Below are 17,648 nucleotides of genomic sequence, written 5' to 3'. Positions count from 1 at the left end.
GGAGTGTGAATGCATACTGGCGACCCCGAAGCGCTGGGCTTAGGGGATGAAAGGGGACGCACATGACCATTGGACGCGATGAGGACGAGCCGCTCGATGCCGAGACTGAGCAGCAGCTCGCCGAGGGGATGAAGCCTCTCGACGACGCCCTGGATGATCTGCAAGCGACGTTCGACAAGCTCGGCTGATCCCGTGCGGGCGGTCGGTCGGGACAGCACCGACCGCCCTGCTGGGGATGCGGCACGACACGACGAAGGCCCCGGACCATTGAGGTCGGGGCCTTCCATCAGTTCTGCTTACTCTTACGATGCGGTATGACAGCACTTGCCGCCAAGCATTGATCATTCGGCGTGTCGCGTGTCGGCTTCGATTCTCACCTTGCGTAGCCGGTACTGGTGGGTGGGCCAGGCGGTGAGTCGTTCTCGCCACCACTTCAGGAGGATGTCTTCGCGGACGACCCGGAATCTCTGGCCGTCTCGCTTCTGCCACTCCATCGGCATGCCACCTCTGCGCCACCGGTTAATGGTGCGGATGCTGCGTCGGGTGCGGGTGGCCGCTTCTCGGTAGGTGAGGTACTTAGCCATCGGGTGGTCGATCTGTTTGGGCGGGGGTGCGGGTCGCTAGCATGTCCGCATGGTCCGATTCCTGTCCGTTGTGAGCCTCACCCTCGCGGCTGTGGCCGCACTCTCGGGGTTCGCCGCTCTGTTCGGAGTCTTCGCCCTGATTCAGGGGACGGGTTCGCAGGACACGTGGATGTGGGTTGCGGGGTACGGGGGCGCTGCTCTCGTGGCGGGGATACTCTCTCGCATCACCCAGCGTGTGGCTGAGGAGTCGGCGACCGACTAGGCCTGCCTCAACAGGCGTCAATCGCTTCCTTCCTGCTTCACCGGCACCCACTGGCCAGCCTTCCGGCGACGCACGATCGCATCTCCGGGCTCTGGGGTGACCTGATCGCAGAGCCAGTCAGGATCATCGGTCATCGGTCTCTCCCATTCCCTCGGGCGCATACGTTGCGCCGCAGAGTCGGCATTCCGCTTCCCCTGCATCTCCCGGCCCCCATGCAGTTGCTACGGCTGTCTCTCCGCAGCCGGTGCAGGGGCGCCCGCGTGAGGGGCGTTCGATCGGTGGCACGATGTTTCGGGCTTGCAGCTTCCGCATCAGCGAGAACAGGTGATCTTCGGAGTCGCGGAGGCTGAGCCAGTGGACCTTCTCAGCCCGGTCGATTGCCCACGCCACCCTCGAGCATCCCCTTCGGTCGAGTGCGCTCCGGCGTGACCAGCGCGTGATCTTCGCCCGTCGCGGTGATCGGATGCGTCGGCTCCGATACGGGCGTGTTGAGGTGCTCCTGGCTGCCACGCGAACCGTACATTCGCGACAGGAACGCGCCCGGAGGGACTGTCAGCCCGTGATGGCTTCCCGCGGCAGTGATCGCCGACAACGCCGCGTTCTCTACACCTCGGACGGTGCCAGTGCTGTAGAGCTCAGCGATGTACGGCGGGATCAGGAGGTTGTGGTGCGCACCGCCCGCTGTAATTACGCCCAGTGGCGAGGAAGCGGGGTCGCTGTTGCGCCGCTCCGACCCGGCCTGTTCGCCGTACTGGTGCGGCAGGGTCGGCGGGAACTCGAGACCATCGCCAATCTTCGTCGAGCGTGTCGGCAGCGGACCAGACGTGAGTTCGCGGGCACGGGCGTCGCCGTCGTGATTGACGGCGAACGGGTACGGCGGAACCACCGCGACACCATCGCCCGTGCCACCCGCCTGGCGCGCCATGAGCGGTGAGAGAGAATCCCACGCACGGTAGTTCGAGTCCGGTATCGCCCACCATTACCCCCGAGATCATCGATCTTCGGGGGTTTTCGCTGTCCAGGACCCTGTCTGGCCAACGCAGCGTCGCAACCCGCGCGTACCGTCGACCCCGTGGTGACGAACAGCCGACTACCCGGTCCCTGCAATCTCTGCGCCAACGAGTACGGGGCGCGGATCGGCGGGGCCTGGATATGCGCAGTATGCGGCTGGCGATACGGCGACGTTCCCGACCACGATCTCCCCCGACCCGTGATCGAGGTCGTCTACTACATCCGCTACGACCGCAGAGTGAAGATCGGAACGAGTCGACGTCCCCGTCAGCGACTGGCGAGCATCCGGCATGAAGAGCTGCTCGCGTTCGAGCGCGGGGGTCGTCCTGTCGAACAGCGGCGGCATCGGGAGTTCGCGGCGGCTCGCGAAGGCGGCGAGTGGTTCACGCTCACCGCCGACCTCCGTGCCCACATCCGTACCCTTCGGAAACACGGCGACCCCTGGTCGCTCTACGCACGGTGGTTGAGCGAAGCGCTGCGATCGTGATCCTCACCGCCCAGAGATCACGTGAAAGGACGGCTCCCCAGGGCCGTGAGGCCCCGGGGAAGCCACCCTCAGGCGGTAGCGACGCGCGCGCGAGCACCTGCCGGCTGCGGCTGTGAGAACAGCACGACGACGATGACGGCGGCGCCGACGACCACGTGCGGCAGCCAGACGTTCAATGCTTCGCCGGCGAACCCGAAGATCCACGGCGAAAGAGCGAGAAACAGACTGGCAGCGACGTCGAAGACGAGGTGCACCGGCATCGGGATGAACCCGAACGGTCCCCACTCGTACTTCGTGAACAGGCTGTAGACGATGAGGCCGACGCCGAGGACGATCGGGATGACGACGGCCGCGCCGCCGACGGACGCGAATCCGAAGACCCAGGGGGCGGCGATGAGAGCGACGCCGACGATGTAGTCGAGAATGCCGTGGACCTTGGTCGGGATGAAACGCATGATTCCTCCTTGGGATGCGGCCGCGGAAGCGACTCACAGAGAGTTCGGCGTGCGAGGCCCATCGGATTGGATCGCGATCGTGCGTCCGTGATTCACAGCCGCTGCGGATACGCGCCTGCTACGGTGCAGTAGTCGGCATTTTGCCGATCATCAGGGAAGACTTCTCGTCGACCGACAGCTTTCAACGGCCCTCCGTTTCTTGTCGCCTCCTCTGTGCGACCGTTGAGGAACCCGATGAATTCGTCGTCCCCAGTCCATACGACCGTGCTCAGTGACGCGGCAATCCTTCCCGTCGGCGCCACCGCAGTGGTCTACTGCGAAGGCCAGTTCGGCGAGCAGGACGGCAAGACCGCGAACGGTCTCATCCGCCACTCCGAGAAGTACGACATCCTCAGCGTGATCGACAGCACGCGGGCAGGCGCCGACGCCGGGATGTTCCTCGACGGCACCCCCAACGGCATCCCGATCCTCGCGAACCTCGCACAGTCCGTCGTTCACGCCGACCGCGTCCCGGACTACCTGATCTGCGGCGTTGCCCCGGCCGACGGTCTCCTCTCGCCCGCGCAGCGCGTCGTCCTGCTCGACGGGATCGCCCGCGGCATGCACATCATCAACGGGCTGCATGAGTTCCTGAACGATGACGCCGAGTTCGCTGCCGCCGCATTGCTGGCCGGCGTCACCATCACCGACGTCCGTCGACCGCGCAGCATGCACGAACTCCACCTGTTCTCCGGTCGAATCTTCGATGTCACCTGCCCGCGCATCGCGGTGCTCGGCACAGACGGCGCGATCGGCAAGCGCACGACCTCGACTCTCCTGGTGCAGGCGCTGAATGCGCGCGGCATCCACGCCGTGATGGTCGGCACCGGGCAGACGACGATCATCCAGGGCGGCAAGTACGGCGTGGCCCTCGACGCACTCGTGCCGCAGTACTGCTCGGGTGAGGTGGAGAACCAGGTCGTCGCCGCGTTCGAAGGCGAGAATCCCGACATCATCATCGTCGAGGGCCAGGGCGCGCTCAGCCACCCCGCTTACATCACTTCGGCACACATCCTCCGCGGCAGCCAGCCCGCAGGCGTCATCGTTCAGCACGCCCCGAAACGGCGCATGCTCGGCGACTTCCCCATGGTCAAGATGCCCACAGTCGCCAGCGAGGTCGCATTGATCGAGGCGTTCGCCGACACGAAGGTCATCGGCATCACCGTCAATCACGAGGGGATGGCCGCCGACGAGATCGGCGAGGCCATCGACGCCATCGAACTCGAACTCGGCCTTCCGGCCACCGATCCGCTGACCAGGCCCCTGAACGATCTCGTCGAGATGGTGCTGCAGGCCTTCCCGCAGCTCGCGCACGCGCCGCTTGCGACGCGCGGCTGAGCGCCGGCGCCAGGGGCGAGGCCCCTACTCCCCCTCTCGCCACCCGTAGCGATCCCTGAGCGCTGCGGTCACACGACCGTAGCGCTGGGGGTTGAGCACGGCGGCCTCTCGGCGCAACCCGTCCTCGTGCACGCTGTACAGCTGCTCGATGTCGATCCAGGATTCGCGACCCTGCGCGTCCCAGGAACCTGAACCGATGGACAGGTAGTCGCGGTCGCCGTCATGCGAGCGGCTGGTCATGCGGACGGCGTACACGCGGTCCGCTGACGCACGAGCGATCACCAGCACAGGCCGGTCCTTGCCGCGACCGTCATTCTCCTCGTAGGGCACCCAGGTCCAGACGATCTCTCCGGCATCCGGGGCGCCGTCCTGGTCCGGCGCATAGGCGATCCGCAGATCACGGACGCCGTCGGGGTCGACGCGTGCCGTCGCGGTGTCGCCGTCACGTCCGCGATCAGCGCCCTCCTCGCCGACCGGCCGCAGACGCGCATCCGGCCGTCTCGGACGCACAGGCGTCCGAGACGGCCGCTCAGATCCGAGTGCCTTGAGCAGGATCTCGGCGAGGGTGGCCAGGATGCTCTTCGAGGAAGTCACCCGGCCACCCTAGCCGCACGTCACTGCTCGGCGAGGGCGTAGCCCTCTTCGCCGTGCACGACCAGGTCGACGCCCGCGATCTCGTCCTCGTTCGTGACGCGGAAGCCGATCGTCTTCTCGATGGCGAAGCCGATGATGAAGGAGACGATGAACGAGTAGAGCAGTACTCCGCCGGCTGCGATCGCCTGCACCGTGAGCAGCCGCAGATCACCGCCGGTGAACAGGCCTTGCTCCGTGGCGAAGAATCCCAGGTAGAGCGTCCCGAGAAGACCGCCGACGAGGTGGATGCCGACGACGTCGAGCGAGTCGTCGAAGCCGAGACGGAACTTCAGTTCGACCGCCAGAGCGCAGGCGATACCGGAGAGCGCGCCGAGCAGCAGCGCCCAGCCGGGGCTGAGGTTCGCGCAGGCAGGCGTGATCGCGACCAGACCCGCGACCGCACCGGAGGCGGCACCGACCGAGGTGGCCTTGCCGTCCTTGATGCGCTCGACCAGGATCCAGCCGAGGATCGCGGCCGCCGTGGCACCCAGGGTGTTGATCCCGATCAGCCCGACCTTGCCCATGTCCTCGGAGAGCCATTCGGCGCCCGCATTGAACCCGAACCAGCCGAACCAGAGGAGCGCGGCACCGAGCAGCGTCAGCGGGACGTTGTGCGGCTTGAGGATGCCCTTCTGGAACCCGATGCGCTTGCCGAGCACGAGCGCGAGCGCCAGAGCGGCGGCACCGGCATTGATGTGCACCGCGGTGCCACCGGCGTAGTCGATCACGGCGATGCCGCTGTCCTCACCGAACAGGGTGGTGCCGAGGTTCATGATCCAGCCGCCGCCCCAGACCCATGCGGCGACCGGGAAGTAGCCGACAGTGGCGAACACGCCGGCGAAGATGAGCCACGGGCCGAAGCGTGCGCGGTCCGCGATGGCGCCCGAGATCAGGGCGACCGTGATGATCGCGAAGGTCGCGCCGTACGCGACGCCGATGAGTGCGACGTTGGAGCCTTCACCGCTGGCGAGGCCGTTCAGCCCGAAGTCGGCGAAGGGATTGCCCGCGAACTGGCCGGGGCTCTCGACCGCGCTCATCGAGAATCCGAAGAGCACCCAGAGCACGGCCACCAGCCCGATCGAGCCGAAGCTCATCATCATCATGCTGACGACACTCTTCGCCTTGACCAGGCCGCCGTAGAAGAACGCGACGCCGGGCGTCATCAGCAGGACAAGGGCGGTCGCGGTGATCGCCCAGGAGATGTTGCCGGGTGAATCCATGTCAAACCTCACATTCGGGTAACTGAGAGCTTCAGTGTGGAGATGCCCGGTTACCGATGTGAGCGAGGTGTGTTTCGGGGACGTTACGCCGTGCGGCGGCGTGTGAACTTCGTGTTACGCGGGGCTGCTGTCCTGCGCAGAATGCGTCAACGCGTTGAGGCGGGAGATAGCGCGCAGGTACTTCTTGCGGTAACCACCACCGAGCATCTCGTCCGCGAACACCTGCTCCAGGCTGACCCCCGTCGCGACGATCGGGATCTGCGCGTCGTATACGCGGTCCACGAAGGCCACGAAACGCAGCGCCTCGGACTGATCGGTGAGCACATGCACGTCACGCAGCCCGACGAGGTCGAGCCCGTCGATCACCCGCAGGTACCGCGACGGGTGCACGCGAGCGAGGTGGCGGATGACATCACCGAACACGTCGTCGGATGCGGTCCCCGCGCTGCCGGCATCCGTCACCGCGCGGGCGTACTGCTCCTGATCGCTGACTACGGCATGTCCGTCGAGGGCGCGCTGGCGGAAGTCCACGCCGTCGATGCGCAGCGTCTGGAAGCTGTCCGACATCGCATGGATCTCGCGGAGGAAGTCCTGTGCGGCGAAGCGCCCTTCACCGAGGGCATTGGGCGGGGTGTTCGAGGTCGCCGCGAGCCGGGTGCCGGTCGGAACGAGCTCGCCGAGCAGCCGGGTCATCACCATCGTGTCGCCCGGATCGTCGAGCTCGAATTCGTCGATGCAGATCAGGTCTGCGCCCTTGAGGAGGTCGACGGTGTTCTTGTAGCCGAGAGCTCCGACCAGCGCGGTGTACTCGATGAAGGATCCGAAATACTTCCGGCGGGCCGGCATCGCGTGATAGATCGATGCGAGGAGGTGAGTCTTTCCGACCCCGAACCCGCCGTCCAGGTAGACGCCGGGCTTCAGTTCCGGTTCCTTCTTCGCCCGGCTGAAGAAGCCGCCTCGCTTCGCAGGCGTTCCACGCCCCGCGAAGCGGGCCAGGGTTTCCTTCGCCTCTTCCTGGGAGGGGTAGGCAGCATCGACACGGTAGCTGTCGAACGTCGCGGTATCGAACTGCGGGGGCGGCACGAGGCTCGCCAGCATCTCGGGACCCGTCACATTGGGCTGGCGCTCGGTCAGGTGCACGATGCCTGGGCGGCTCGTCGTCTCAGTCATTCGGTTCCTGAATCGGGGGCTGGCTGTGTCGAAGTCTTACGAATCGGGTGCAGCGCACACAGCGGGGATCTATCGTCGAAGGGACGGCTCCAACCTTACGCCGTCGGCATCCGCACCATCGCTCGCCCACCCTTTGAGGAGACCCCCGTGGCCATCGAGTTCGATACGACTTCCGCCAAGTTCGCCGAATACGCCGAACCCGGCCGACTCGTGACCACCGAGTGGCTCGCGGAGCGCCTCGGAACACCCGGCCTCGTCGTGGTCGAGTCCGATGAAGACGTCCTTCTCTATGAGACCGGCCACATTCCCGGTGCGGTGAAGGTCGACTGGCACACCGAACTCAACGACCCCGTCGTGCGCGACTACGTCGACGGCGAGGGCTTTGCCGCCCTCCTCAGCCGCAAGGGCATCTCACGCGACGACACGGTCGTGATCTACGGCGACAAGAACAATTGGTGGGCGGCATACGCGCTCTGGGTCTTCTCCCTCTTCGGACACGAGGATGTGCGACTGCTCGACGGTGGCCGCGACCGCTGGATCTCGGAGGGACGGGAGATCACGCGCGACAACCCGACCCCGCCGGCGACCGTCTACCCGGTGGTCGAACGCGACGATTCGATCATCCGCGCCTACAAGGAAGACGTTCTCGCGCACATCGGCAATCCCCTGATCGATGTGCGCTCGCCCGAGGAGTACAGCGGTGAGCGCACCACGGCTCCCGCCTACCCCGACGAGGGAGCACTGCGTGCCGGTCACATCCCCACCGCGCAGAGCGTCCCCTGGGCGAAGGCAGTGGCCGAGGACGGCGGTTTCAAGAACCGCGCCGAACTCGACGCCATCTACCGCGACGGTGCCGGCCTCCGCGATGGGGACGACGTGGTGGCGTACTGCCGTATCGGTGAGCGCTCGAGCCACACGTGGTTCGTACTCACGCACCTCCTCGGCTTCGAGAACGTCCGCAACTACGACGGCTCCTGGACGGAGTGGGGCAGTGCCGTGCGCGTGCCGATCGTCACTGGCACGGAGCCGGGCGCACTCTGAGCACGTGAGTCGCTGGCCGTGGGAGAATGTCAGGGATGAGTACCACCGCCGTTCCTGACTCTCTCGCGGAGATCCGCGACGCGTTCCTGGAGACCCCGGAGACCGATCGCCTGCTGCTCCTGCTGGAGTTCTCCGACGAGCTCCCACCGGTCTCGGACGAGGTCGCGCAGCATCCCGAGATGTACGAGCGCGTGGCCGAATGCCAGTCCCCCGTGTATATCTACGTGGAGGTCACTGACGACGTCGTGACCATGCACGCGACCGCACCGCCAGAGGCGCCGACGACACGGGGCTTCGCCAGCATCCTCGTGCAGGGCCTCACCGGTCTGACAGCCGACGAGGTGCTCGCGATCCCCGACGACTACCCGCAGTCCATCGGCCTGACCAAGGCCGTGTCCCCGCTTCGGATCGGCGGCATGACCGGGATGCTCATGCGGGCGAAGAAGCAGGTCAGGCAGAAGCGCTGAAGCCCTGCTCGGTCACCCAGTCGGTGATCGCCCTGGTCCAGCTCACCTGGTCGTAGTTCCACAGCTTCGTGTGCCTGGCGACGGAGAAGTGCGGCATCGTGACGAGGTCCGGCCGCGCCTCCTGCAGGGCGTGGGAAGCGTCGGAGGGCACGAAACCGTCGTCATCGCTGTGCAGGATCAGGATCGGCATGGTGAGCTCATCGGCACGGGCCACCATGTCGAGGCGGTCGAAGGGAATCGCCTCCTCCGCACCGCTCAGGCGCGCCGTCAGCGGAAGCGACAGCGCACTCATCGCGAGGTCGGGCAGCGGCGCACGCATCCCCGCCTCTCGTGCCTGGAATCGCAGCACGGTGCGCCAGTCGATCACCGGGGAATCCAGGATGAGGCCGGCGATGCGATCGCGATTGCCGGAGTTCACCGCTGCCTGAAGAGAAACCGCGCCGCCCATCGACCAGCCCATCAGCAGCACGCGGTCAGCGCCGTGACGCAGTGCGTAGCCGATTGCCGCGTCGACGTCACGCCATTCAGCGGCGCCCAGGGCATAGGCTCCTCCGCGGCTGCGCGGAGCCTCGCCGTCGTTCCGGTAGGAGACGACGAGATTCGGCAGCCCGAGAGCGTGCAGCACCGGAACGGCGCGCAGGCATTCGGCACGGGTGACGCCGCGACCGTGCACCTGGATCACCCAGGTCGACGACGTCGCGGGGAAGAACCACGCAGGGCACGGACCGGCCGGTGAACCGATGAGCACGCTCTCCCAGCGCAGGTGCAGTTCGCTCGGCGACGAGTAGTACCACCCGCTGAACCCTGCATCGCGGTCGACCCGCGCGCCGGACTCGATCTGCGTGAGCAACTTGCGACGCACAGTGGTCGCGTCGGCACTGAGGACCGCGCCGAGTTTCACATAGCCGTAGGTGCCGGTCGTGAACAGGCCGTAGCGGCCGGGGAGCTCGGTGTCGGGGGTGCGGGTGAGTTCGATCGTCTGCGCTCCGGTGTCGACGGCGAGGATCGCGGTGTCGGGAGCGCGGCGAGTGGGCGTGACGACACGTCGGGCCACACCGAACACGATGAACGCCAGCGCCGCCCCGAGCGCAAGGAGAGCGGGGACAAGGAGCGCAACGGCGTGCCTGAGACTCTTCATCGCTTCCTGACTCTAGCCTGTCGCTGTGACCGCACATCCCGATGCCGGGGCCCTTTTCGAAGCGGCGACGACCGAACTGCGTGAGACCGTCTTCCGTGCCGACATCACCGTGCGCGAGATTCCCACTCCGCAAGGACTCGCGCCGTTCGCGATCGCGCTCGCCGCGGACGTGCGACCGGGCAGCGATGGTGAATCGGTGTACGGCACCGGCCGCTTCGTGCTGCTGCACGACCCTGACGCTCCAGATGCGTGGGGCGGCGCCTGGCGCATCGTCACGTTCGCGCAGGCTCCGCTGGAGACGGAGATCGGCACAGACCCGCTGTTGGCCGACGTCACCTGGTCGTGGCTGGTCGATGCGCTCGACTCGAGGGATGCGATCTACCATTCGGCATCCGGCACGTCCACCAAGACCCTCTCTAAGGGTTTCGGCGGCCTCGCGGTCGAAGGAGACGGTGCACAGATAGAATTGCGGGCGTCCTGGACACCGGATGGCCCGTTCCGACCGCACGTCGAAGCATGGGCCGAGTTGGTCGGGATGCTGGCGGGACTTCCGCCCGGTTCCGAGGACATCGCCGTGATCGGCGCGCGAAAGGCTGCACGTGACTGATTACTCCGTGATCACGGATGCCGGGGAGTTCCGTGCGGCCTGTTCCGCACTCGCCGCAGGCACCGGACCGGTTGCAGTCGACGTGGAGCGCGCCTCCGGCTTCCGTTACTCTCAGCGCGCCTACCTGGTTCAGGTCTTCCGCCGAGATGCGGGTGTGTTCCTCTTCGACCCGCCGCCGCTCGGCGACTTCGCGCCGCTGCAAGAGGCGATCGGCGAGGAGGAGTGGGTCTTCCACGCTGCCAGTCAGGATCTCCCCTCCCTCCGGGAACTCGAACTCTCCCCCGCCTCGATCTTCGATACGGAGCTCGCCGCTCGCCTGCTCGGCCACGAGCGGGTAGGACTCGCCGCTGTCGTCGAATCCACGCTCGGCATCACGCTGAAGAAGGAGCATTCGGCCGCGGACTGGTCGACGAGGCCGCTCCCCGCTTCGTGGCTCGAGTACGCCGCACTCGATGTCCTGCACCTGGTCGATGTGCGTGATGCCCTCGCTGCCGAACTCGCGGAGCAGAGCAAGACGGAGTTCGCTGCCGAGGAGTTCGCGGCGACGCTCACCCGCCTTCCGAAGCCGCCGCGGGAAGATCCGTGGCGCCGGCTGAGCGGTCTGCACCAGGTCCGTGGAGCGCGCAACCTCGCCGTCGCGCGGGAGCTCTGGGTCGCGCGCGAGACGTTCGCGCAGGATCAGGATGTCTCCCCTGGCCGCCTCGTTCCTGACCGTTCCCTCGTCGCAGCCGTGATGGCGAACCCGCAGAGCAAACAGGCACTCGCCGCGCTCAAGGATTTCCAGGGGCGCGCAAGCCGCTCTCAGCTCGATCGCTGGTGGCAAGCCATCACGACGGGGCGGGAGACGACCGAGATCCCCCGTGAGCGCGTGCCCAGCGATGCCCTGCCCCCGCCTCGCGCGTGGTCGGATCGCAATCCGGAAGCCGATGCTCGGCTGAAGGCTGCACGACCCGTCGTCGAGGCCGTCGCCGAGGAACTCGGAATGCCCACCGAGAACCTGTTGACCCCGGAGTTCCTCCGTCGGGTGGCATGGGAGCCGCCGGGATCCAGCGCCGAGGAGATCGGCGAAGCGCTCACAGCGCTCGGCGCTCGCCCCTGGCAGATTGCACAGACTGCACAGAAGATCGCGGCTGCCTTTGTAGAAGCTGCGCAACCGGCCCCCGAACCCGACGCACCCGCTTCGTAGGTTCGATCCAAGCGATTCCTCCCGGTTTTTCGGGCCTCCATAGACTGAGGGCTCCGCACAAACTTGGAGGCAGAGTGGCCGAGATCTCGGACGTCTTCTTCGTCGATGGAATGCGCACGCCCTTCGGGCGCGCCGGCGAAAAAGGCATGTACTGGAACACCCGCGCTGATGACCTCGCCGTCAAGGCGACCATCGGCCTGTTGGAGCGGAACGCGGCGGTTCCGACCGACCGCATCGATGATGTGGCGATCGCCGCGACCTCGCAGACCGGAGACCAGGGCCTCACGCTCGGGCGCTCGGTGGCACTGCTCGCCGGGCTCCCGCAGACCGTTCCCGGCCTCGCCGTCGAGCGCATGTGCGCCGGCGCGATGACCAGCGTCACGACGATGGGCGCATCGATCGGCATCGGCATGTACGACTTCGCCCTCGCCGGCGGTGTCGAGCACATGGGACACCACCCGATCGGCGGCAATGCCGACCCCAACCCCCGCTTCGTCGCGGAGAAGATGGTCGACCCCGGCGCCCTCAACATGGGAGTCACCGCTGAGCGCATCTTCGACCGCTTCCCGCACCTCACCAAGGAGCGTTCCGACCGCTTCGGAATGCTCAGCCAGCACAAGGTGCAGGCCGCATACGACGCCGGGAAGATCCAGCCGGATCTCGTCTCGGTCGCGACGAAGACAGCCGACGGCGCCTGGGGCCTCGCCACCGAGGACGAGGGCCGCCGCCCGCAGACCACGATGGACGACCTCGCCGCGCTGAAGACACCGTTCCGTCCGCATGGACGCGTCACCGCCGGTACCTCCTCGCCGCTCACGGACGGCGCGACGATGTCGCTGCTGGCCGGCGGCGGCGCCGTCAAGGAGTTCGGCCTGGCACCGAAGATGCGCATGGTCTCGTTCGCATTCGCGGGCGTTCAGCCGGAGATCATGGGCATAGGCCCGATCCCCTCCACAGAGAAGGCTCTGAAGAAGGCCGGCCTCGACATCTCCGACATCGGCCTCTTCGAACTGAACGAGGCTTTCGCGATTCAGGTCATCTCGCTCCTCGACCACTTCGGGATCGCAGACGATGACCCCCGCGTGAACCAGTGGGGTGGGGCGATCGCGCTCGGACATCCGCTCGCCGCGTCCGGCGTGCGTCTGATGATCCAGCTCGCCGCGCAGTTCGCCGAGCGTCCGGACGTCCGGTACGGCCTGACCGCGATGTGCGTCGGACTCGGCCAGGGCGGCTCGGTCATCTGGGAGAACCCGCACTACAACGGCAAGAAGAGGAAGTAGTCGCGATGACGAATTACGAAGAGATCGACTTCTCCCCCATCCAGGCCCTCACCGAGGGCGAGGTCGTCACGCACTCTCCCGTGCGCGACGTCCGTCTCGCCTCCGGCAAGGTTCTTGCACTGGTCACGCTCGACAACGGCCGCGATCACAACCGCCCGAACACCCTCGGCCCGGCGACCCTTACCGAGCTCGGCGAGACGCTGGACGCTCTCAAGGTGCGCGCCGCCGCTGGCGAGATCCAGGCGGTCGGCGTCACCGGAAAGCAGTACATCCTCGCCGCCGGCGCCGATCTGTCCGACATCAGCAAGGTCGGCTCGCGCGACAACGCACGCCTGATCGCGCAGCTCGGTCACAAGGTTCTCGGCAAGCTGTCGGATCTGGGTATTCCCTCCTTCGCCTTCGTCAACGGGCTGGCCCTCGGCGGAGGTTTGGAGATCGCGCTGAACTCGACCTACCGCACGGTCGATTCCTCGGCGGCCGCAATCGCGCTGCCCGAGGTCTTCCTCGGCATCATCCCCGGATGGGGCGGCGCGTACCTGCTGCCGAACCTGATCGGCATCGAGAACGCTCTCGAGGTCGTCATCTCGAACCCTCTCAAGCAGAACCGGATGCTCAAGCCGCAGCAGGCATTCGACCTCGGGATCGTCGACGCGATCTTCCCCGCGGCGAACTACCTCGAGAACTCGCTCGCCTGGGCGGACGCCGTCCTCGGCGGCAAGAAGGTCGATCGCAAGAACGAGCCAGGCAAGATCGAGCGGCTGACGAAGTGGCCGATCGCGATCAAGATGGCACGCGGCATGCTGGAGTCGAAGATCGGCACCGTGCCGAAGTCCCCCTACGTCGCCCTCGACCTTCTGGACAAGGCGAAGAGCGGAACGAAGGCGGACGGGTTCGCACGTGAAGACGAAGCGCTCGCCGATCTCGTCGCCGGCGATCAGTTCGCGGCATCCATGTACGCCTTCGATCTCGTGCAGAAGCGGGCGAAGCGCCCTGTCGGTGCTCCGCCGAAGGAACTGGCGAAGAAGGTCGCCAAGGTCGGCATCATCGGCGCCGGTCTCATGGCGAGCCAGTTCGCTCTGCTGTTCGTGCGCAAGCTGCAGGTGCCGGTTCTGATCACTGACCTGGATCAGGCCCGCGTCGACAAGGGGGTGGCATACATCCACGAGGAGATCGGCAAGCTCGAGGCGAAGGGTCGTCTGGACGCCGACGCCGCGAACAAGCTGCGTGCGCTGGTCACCGGCACGACCGACAAGAGCCTCTACGCGGACTGCGACTTCGTCATCGAAGCCGTGTTCGAAGAGGTGGGCGTCAAGCAGCAGGTGTTCGGTGAGATCGAGAAGATCATCGCGGAGGACGCCATCCTCGCGACCAACACCTCGTCGCTGTCCGTCGAGGAGATCGGCTCGAAGCTCGCTCACCCCGAGCGTCTGGTCGGGTTCCATTTCTTCAACCCGGTCGCGGTGATGCCGTTGATCGAGATCGTGAAGACGCCGGCGACCTCGGAGGCCGCGCTCGCCACTGCGTTCGTCGTCGCGAAGAACCTCGGAAAGAACGCCGTGCTCACGGCCGACGCTCCCGGATTCGTCGTGAACCGCCTGCTGGCCAAGGTCATGGGCGAGGCTGCGCGCGCCGTCTACGAGGGCACGCCGGTGGCCGACGTCGAGAAGGCGTTCGCGCCGCTCGGCCTGCCGATGGGTCCGTTCCAGCTCATCGACCTCGTCGGCTGGAAGGTCGCCGCTCACGTGCAGGACACCATGGTGCACGCGTTCCCGGATCGCTTCTACGCCAACGAGAACTTCCATGCCCTCGCCCAGCTCGATGCGGTCGTCGAGAAGGACAAGGGCGGTCGAGTGACCGGTTGGACCAAGCAGGCCGAGAAGGTCATCAAGCCGGCTGTGGGCTCCACCCCCGCATCCGCCGCGACGATCCTCGGCCGCGTGCAGGATGGGCTCGCGCAGGAGATCAAGCTGATGCTGGACGAGGGCGTCGTACCCGAGGTCGAAGACATCGACCTCTGCCTGATCCTCGGAGCAGGCTGGCCGTTCATCGACGGTGGTGCATCGCCGTACCTGGACCGCGAGGGCGCGTCGGAGAGGGCCTTCGGCGGCTCCTTCCACACTCCGCAGATCCGCGGGATCGATCACCGCTGATCGCTTGAGAAGAAGGGGGCCGCGCTGAGCGCGGCCCCCTTCTGTGCGTCTACTGCGCGGGGCGCTCGTCCTCTACACCGGAGCGCGGCCAGAAGGACATCGCCGTCTCCGCGAGCGCGGTGATCGTCAACGAAGGATTCACTCCCGGGTTCGCCGGCACAGCGGCACCGTCGACGACGTGCAGCCTCGGATGACCCCACACGCGGTGGTAGCGGTCGACGACCCCGGTCTCCGGCGTCTCCGAGATCACCGCACCACCCAGAAAATGGGCGGTCATCGGGATGCCGAAGACCTCCGGCCATGACCCTCTGGCCTCCGTGGGCACGCCACCTTCCTGCTGCACCCGCGCGGCGATCGCTGCTGCGGCGCGATGCGCTTGCGGCAGATAGCTCGGGTTCGGCTCGCCGTGTCCCTGCGCACTCGTCATCACCAACCGCCCGAACCGTCGCCGCAGCGACAACGTGAGCGAATTGTCTGCAGTCTGCATGACCAGCGCGATGATCCCGCGTTCACTCCAGCGGTGAAGTGATCCCAGCCGGAACTGACGGATCGGCGCACGAAGAACCCGCCCGGCGAGGCTGAGAAGACGTCGTCCGAGTCGCCGGTCACCAGGCACCATGACCGATGCGAGCGCGCCCATCAGGTTCGATCCGGGGCCATACCGCACGTTCTCGACATGGGTGCGTTCGTCGACGTGGAACGATGTCGTGATCGCCACACCGCGAGCGAGCTCGAGGGATTCCGGTACGGCGACCGCGACCGCTCCATCGAGGGCCTCGGAGTTCGTCCTCGTCAGACGTCCGACGGCATCCGAGACTCCCGGGAGAGCACCGGATTGCTTCATCCGGTGCAGAAGCTGCTGGGTACCCCACGTGCCCGCTGCCAGCACCACCTGGCGGGCGTGCACTGTCCGCCGCCCGCGGCGCAGCCAGGCACCGCTGCGCTGCGTCGTGACGGCGAATCCGCCGTCCGCGAGCTCGCAAACGTCCGTCACCGTTCGCAACGGCTCGATGACCGCACCTCGGCGCTCGGCGAGAGCGAGGTAGTTCTTCATGAGCGTGTTCTTCGCGCCCACCCGGCATCCGACCATGCAGTTGCCGCAGAGCGTGCAGCCGGTGCGCGCCGGGCCCTCACCGCCGAAGTACGGATCAGCCGTGAGTTCTCCCGGCCTGCCGAACCACACGCCGACCGGTGCGTGGCGGAAAGTGCTCCCCACACCGAGATCCTCGGCGGCACCGGCCATGATGCGCTCGACAGGACCCGTGTGCGGGTAGCGCTCGACCACGCCGAGCATCCTCTTCGCCGTCGCGTAGTGCGGGGCGAGTTCCGTCTCCCAATCCGCCAGCGAGCCCCACTGCGGATCCGCGAAGAACGCGCGGCCGGGCTGGTACAGGGTGTTGGCGTAGTTCAACGATCCGCCGCCCACGCCGGCGCCCGCGAGGATCATCACGTGCGGGAGGCGATGGATGCGCTGGATCCCGAAGCAGCCGAGCGCAGGCGCCCACAGGTAGCGACGTACGTTCCAATTGGTCTTGGCGAAGTCGTCGTCCTCGAAGCGCCGCCCCGCCTCGTACACCAGGACGCGGTAGCCCTTCTCGACGAGTCGGAGAGCCGCGACCGAGCCGCCGAAACCCGATCCGATGACAACGACGTCTTCGTCGTACTCGATCATGCGGAAACCTCCGGTGCCGCCGGCACCATCACGGTCAGCGCGGCCGGACGCACACTGATGGTGCATGCATCCTCGCCGATGCGCTCGCCGTCGGCGTAGACGACGAGTCCGGGGGCGCTCACGGTGACCTCGCGCACGCGGTCGTGTCGTACCTCCGGGCGTGTGAAGTGCGTCCCGCGCAGGAGCAGGGGGAAGAGAGTCAGGAGACGGATGCGCGAGAGCGGCGCGACCCTGACGACGTCGAGCATTCCGTCATCGGGTGCTGCCCCGGCGCAGACAGGCATCCCACCTCCGTAACTGGCGGTGTTGCCGACGGCGATCAGTGTCCCGGCGGCGTTCGTGGGAGCGGAGCCGTCGAATCCGACCGAGAACTCCATCGGACGCAGCCGCGCGAGCTCGATGAGCAACGCCACGTAGTACCGCAGCGCGCCATGCGGCCAACGGAGCCGATTCGTGCGGTCGCTGACCTTCGCGTCGAACCCGAGAGCCGCGATTGTGAGGAAAGAGGCAGTGCGCTCCGCCGTGCGGATCGTGCCGACGTCGACAGCTCTGCGCACACCGGTCCGCGCAAGTTCCGCCGCGGCGATCGGGTCGTGTCGTGGCAGGCCGAGAGCCCGCGCCAGGTCGTTGCCGGTCCCGGCCGGCACCAGCGCGACGGGGACGGAAGCGGCGCAGACGAGGTCGAGGATGCCGGACAGGGTTCCGTCGCCGCCCACGACCACGAGCACCCGGGGATTCGCGCCGAGCGCCTGCGCCGCCAGCACCAGGCTCGACGCCGCCGAATCCCCCGTGTAGACCTTCACTTCGGCGCCACCAGCTCGAAGGTGGGCAACGGCGGCGTCGGCCTCTCTGCGCCCTCGCCCCTTGCCCGCGAACGGATTCGACAGCACCGCGATGTGCTCGGCCAC

The 17,648-nt window shown here is 66.9% G+C and carries 19 protein-coding genes; 10 read left to right on the top strand and 9 right to left on the bottom strand.

Going from position 1 to position 17,648, the window contains the following annotated elements; genetic code table 11:
* Nucleotides 1–62: 62 nt before the first annotated feature.
* Nucleotides 63–188 carry a hypothetical protein gene (locus tag MRBLWO13_RS14185; protein WP_341974658.1) on the top strand — a complete coding sequence of 42 codons (126 nt, stop codon included), beginning with the start codon at nt 63–65 and terminating at the stop codon, nt 186–188.
* 153 nt (nt 189–341) lie between these two features.
* Here the strand turns inward: MRBLWO13_RS14185 and MRBLWO13_RS14180 are convergent, their stop codons facing one another.
* On the bottom strand, nt 342–584 hold the full coding sequence (locus tag MRBLWO13_RS14180) for a hypothetical protein (protein WP_341974657.1): 243 nt from the start codon (nt 582–584) through the stop codon (nt 342–344).
* Nucleotides 585–633: 49 nt separating this feature from the next.
* On the opposite strand from MRBLWO13_RS14180, the gene MRBLWO13_RS14175 reads away from it, so the two are divergent.
* Nucleotides 634–846: a hypothetical protein gene (locus MRBLWO13_RS14175; protein WP_341974656.1), complete on the top strand. Its 213-nt coding sequence runs from the start codon at nt 634–636 to the stop codon at nt 844–846.
* A gap of 364 nt (nt 847–1,210) precedes the next feature.
* Here the strand turns inward: MRBLWO13_RS14175 and MRBLWO13_RS14170 are convergent, their stop codons facing one another.
* Nucleotides 1,211–1,771 carry a hypothetical protein gene (locus MRBLWO13_RS14170; protein WP_341974655.1) on the bottom strand — a complete coding sequence of 187 codons (561 nt, stop codon included), beginning with the start codon at nt 1,769–1,771 and terminating at the stop codon, nt 1,211–1,213.
* A 285-nt stretch (nt 1,772–2,056) separates the two neighbouring features.
* Between MRBLWO13_RS14170 and MRBLWO13_RS14165 the strand changes: the two genes are divergently transcribed.
* A complete protein-coding gene (locus MRBLWO13_RS14165; RefSeq protein ID WP_341974654.1) occupies nt 2,057–2,344 on the top strand; it encodes a GIY-YIG nuclease family protein in 288 nt (95 codons plus the stop codon).
* Nucleotides 2,345–2,412: 68 nt separating this feature from the next.
* On the opposite strand, the gene MRBLWO13_RS14160 is transcribed toward MRBLWO13_RS14165, so the two are convergent.
* The gene (locus tag MRBLWO13_RS14160; RefSeq protein ID WP_341974652.1) at nt 2,413–2,799 is read right to left on the bottom strand and encodes an SPW repeat protein; all 387 of its coding nucleotides are present in this window, start codon (nt 2,797–2,799) and stop codon (nt 2,413–2,415) included.
* A gap of 234 nt (nt 2,800–3,033) precedes the next feature.
* On the opposite strand from MRBLWO13_RS14160, the gene MRBLWO13_RS14155 reads away from it, so the two are divergent.
* Entirely contained in the window at nt 3,034–4,176 is a 1,143-nt protein-coding gene (locus MRBLWO13_RS14155; RefSeq protein ID WP_341974651.1) for a DUF1611 domain-containing protein, read from the top strand.
* Between the two features lie 24 nt (nt 4,177–4,200).
* Here MRBLWO13_RS14155 and MRBLWO13_RS14150 read toward each other — a convergent pair whose 3' ends face one another.
* The 3 genes from MRBLWO13_RS14150 to zapE all read right to left on the bottom strand — a co-directional run bounded on the left by MRBLWO13_RS14150 (nt 4,201) and on the right by zapE (nt 7,199).
* Nucleotides 4,201–4,770 (bottom strand): type II toxin-antitoxin system PemK/MazF family toxin, encoded by a 570-nt coding sequence (locus MRBLWO13_RS14150; protein ID WP_341974649.1) that lies wholly within the window; start codon nt 4,768–4,770, stop codon nt 4,201–4,203.
* Nucleotides 4,771–4,790: 20 nt separating this feature from the next.
* Nucleotides 4,791–6,029, bottom strand: a complete 1,239-nt coding sequence (locus MRBLWO13_RS14145) for an ammonium transporter (RefSeq protein ID WP_341974648.1) — start codon at nt 6,027–6,029, stop codon at nt 4,791–4,793.
* A 114-nt stretch (nt 6,030–6,143) separates the two neighbouring features.
* Nucleotides 6,144–7,199, bottom strand: coding sequence for a cell division protein ZapE (gene zapE / locus MRBLWO13_RS14140; RefSeq protein ID WP_341974647.1), 1,056 nt, complete (start codon nt 7,197–7,199; stop codon nt 6,144–6,146).
* Between the two features lie 147 nt (nt 7,200–7,346).
* Between zapE and MRBLWO13_RS14135 the strand changes: the two genes are divergently transcribed.
* A complete protein-coding gene (locus tag MRBLWO13_RS14135) occupies nt 7,347–8,240 on the top strand; it encodes a sulfurtransferase (RefSeq protein WP_341974645.1) in 894 nt (297 codons plus the stop codon).
* Between the two features lie 35 nt (nt 8,241–8,275).
* Nucleotides 8,276–8,707 carry a SufE family protein gene (locus tag MRBLWO13_RS14130; protein WP_341974643.1) on the top strand — a complete coding sequence of 144 codons (432 nt, stop codon included), beginning with the start codon at nt 8,276–8,278 and terminating at the stop codon, nt 8,705–8,707.
* Here MRBLWO13_RS14130 and MRBLWO13_RS14125 read toward each other — a convergent pair.
* Nucleotides 8,691–9,845: an alpha/beta fold hydrolase gene (locus tag MRBLWO13_RS14125; RefSeq protein WP_341974641.1), complete on the bottom strand. Its 1,155-nt coding sequence runs from the start codon at nt 9,843–9,845 to the stop codon at nt 8,691–8,693. The genes MRBLWO13_RS14130 and MRBLWO13_RS14125 overlap by 17 nt on opposite strands.
* Nucleotides 9,846–9,870: 25 nt before the next feature.
* Here MRBLWO13_RS14125 and MRBLWO13_RS14120 point away from each other — a divergent pair, with 25 nt between their 5' ends.
* The 4 genes from MRBLWO13_RS14120 to MRBLWO13_RS14105 all read left to right on the top strand — a co-directional run bounded on the left by MRBLWO13_RS14120 (nt 9,871) and on the right by MRBLWO13_RS14105 (nt 15,068).
* Entirely contained in the window at nt 9,871–10,452 is a 582-nt protein-coding gene (locus MRBLWO13_RS14120) for a DUF3000 domain-containing protein (protein WP_341974640.1), read from the top strand.
* Nucleotides 10,445–11,638 carry a ribonuclease D gene (locus MRBLWO13_RS14115; protein ID WP_341974639.1) on the top strand — a complete coding sequence of 398 codons (1,194 nt, stop codon included), beginning with the start codon at nt 10,445–10,447 and terminating at the stop codon, nt 11,636–11,638. The genes MRBLWO13_RS14120 and MRBLWO13_RS14115 overlap by 8 nt, the downstream gene beginning before the upstream one ends.
* Before the next feature lie 74 nt (nt 11,639–11,712).
* On the top strand, nt 11,713–12,918 hold the full coding sequence (locus MRBLWO13_RS14110) for a thiolase family protein (RefSeq protein ID WP_341974637.1): 1,206 nt from the start codon (nt 11,713–11,715) through the stop codon (nt 12,916–12,918).
* 5 nt (nt 12,919–12,923) lie between these two features.
* Nucleotides 12,924–15,068, top strand: a complete 2,145-nt coding sequence (locus tag MRBLWO13_RS14105; RefSeq protein WP_341974635.1) for a 3-hydroxyacyl-CoA dehydrogenase NAD-binding domain-containing protein — start codon at nt 12,924–12,926, stop codon at nt 15,066–15,068.
* Nucleotides 15,069–15,117: 49 nt separating this feature from the next.
* Here the strand turns inward: MRBLWO13_RS14105 and MRBLWO13_RS14100 are convergent, their stop codons facing one another.
* Nucleotides 15,118–16,740, bottom strand: coding sequence for a GMC family oxidoreductase (locus MRBLWO13_RS14100; RefSeq protein WP_341974634.1), 1,623 nt, complete (start codon nt 16,738–16,740; stop codon nt 15,118–15,120).
* Nucleotides 16,737–17,648, bottom strand: coding sequence for a YegS/Rv2252/BmrU family lipid kinase (locus tag MRBLWO13_RS14095; RefSeq protein ID WP_341974633.1), 912 nt, complete (start codon nt 17,646–17,648; stop codon nt 16,737–16,739). The genes MRBLWO13_RS14100 and MRBLWO13_RS14095 overlap by 4 nt, the downstream gene beginning before the upstream one ends.

The organism is Microbacterium sp. LWO13-1.2, assembly GCF_038397725.1.
Classification (GTDB): domain Bacteria; phylum Actinomycetota; class Actinomycetes; order Actinomycetales; family Microbacteriaceae; genus Microbacterium.
The sequence above is the reverse complement of the archived record's forward strand: the minus strand, read 5'-3'. Positions and strand labels throughout refer to the sequence as shown.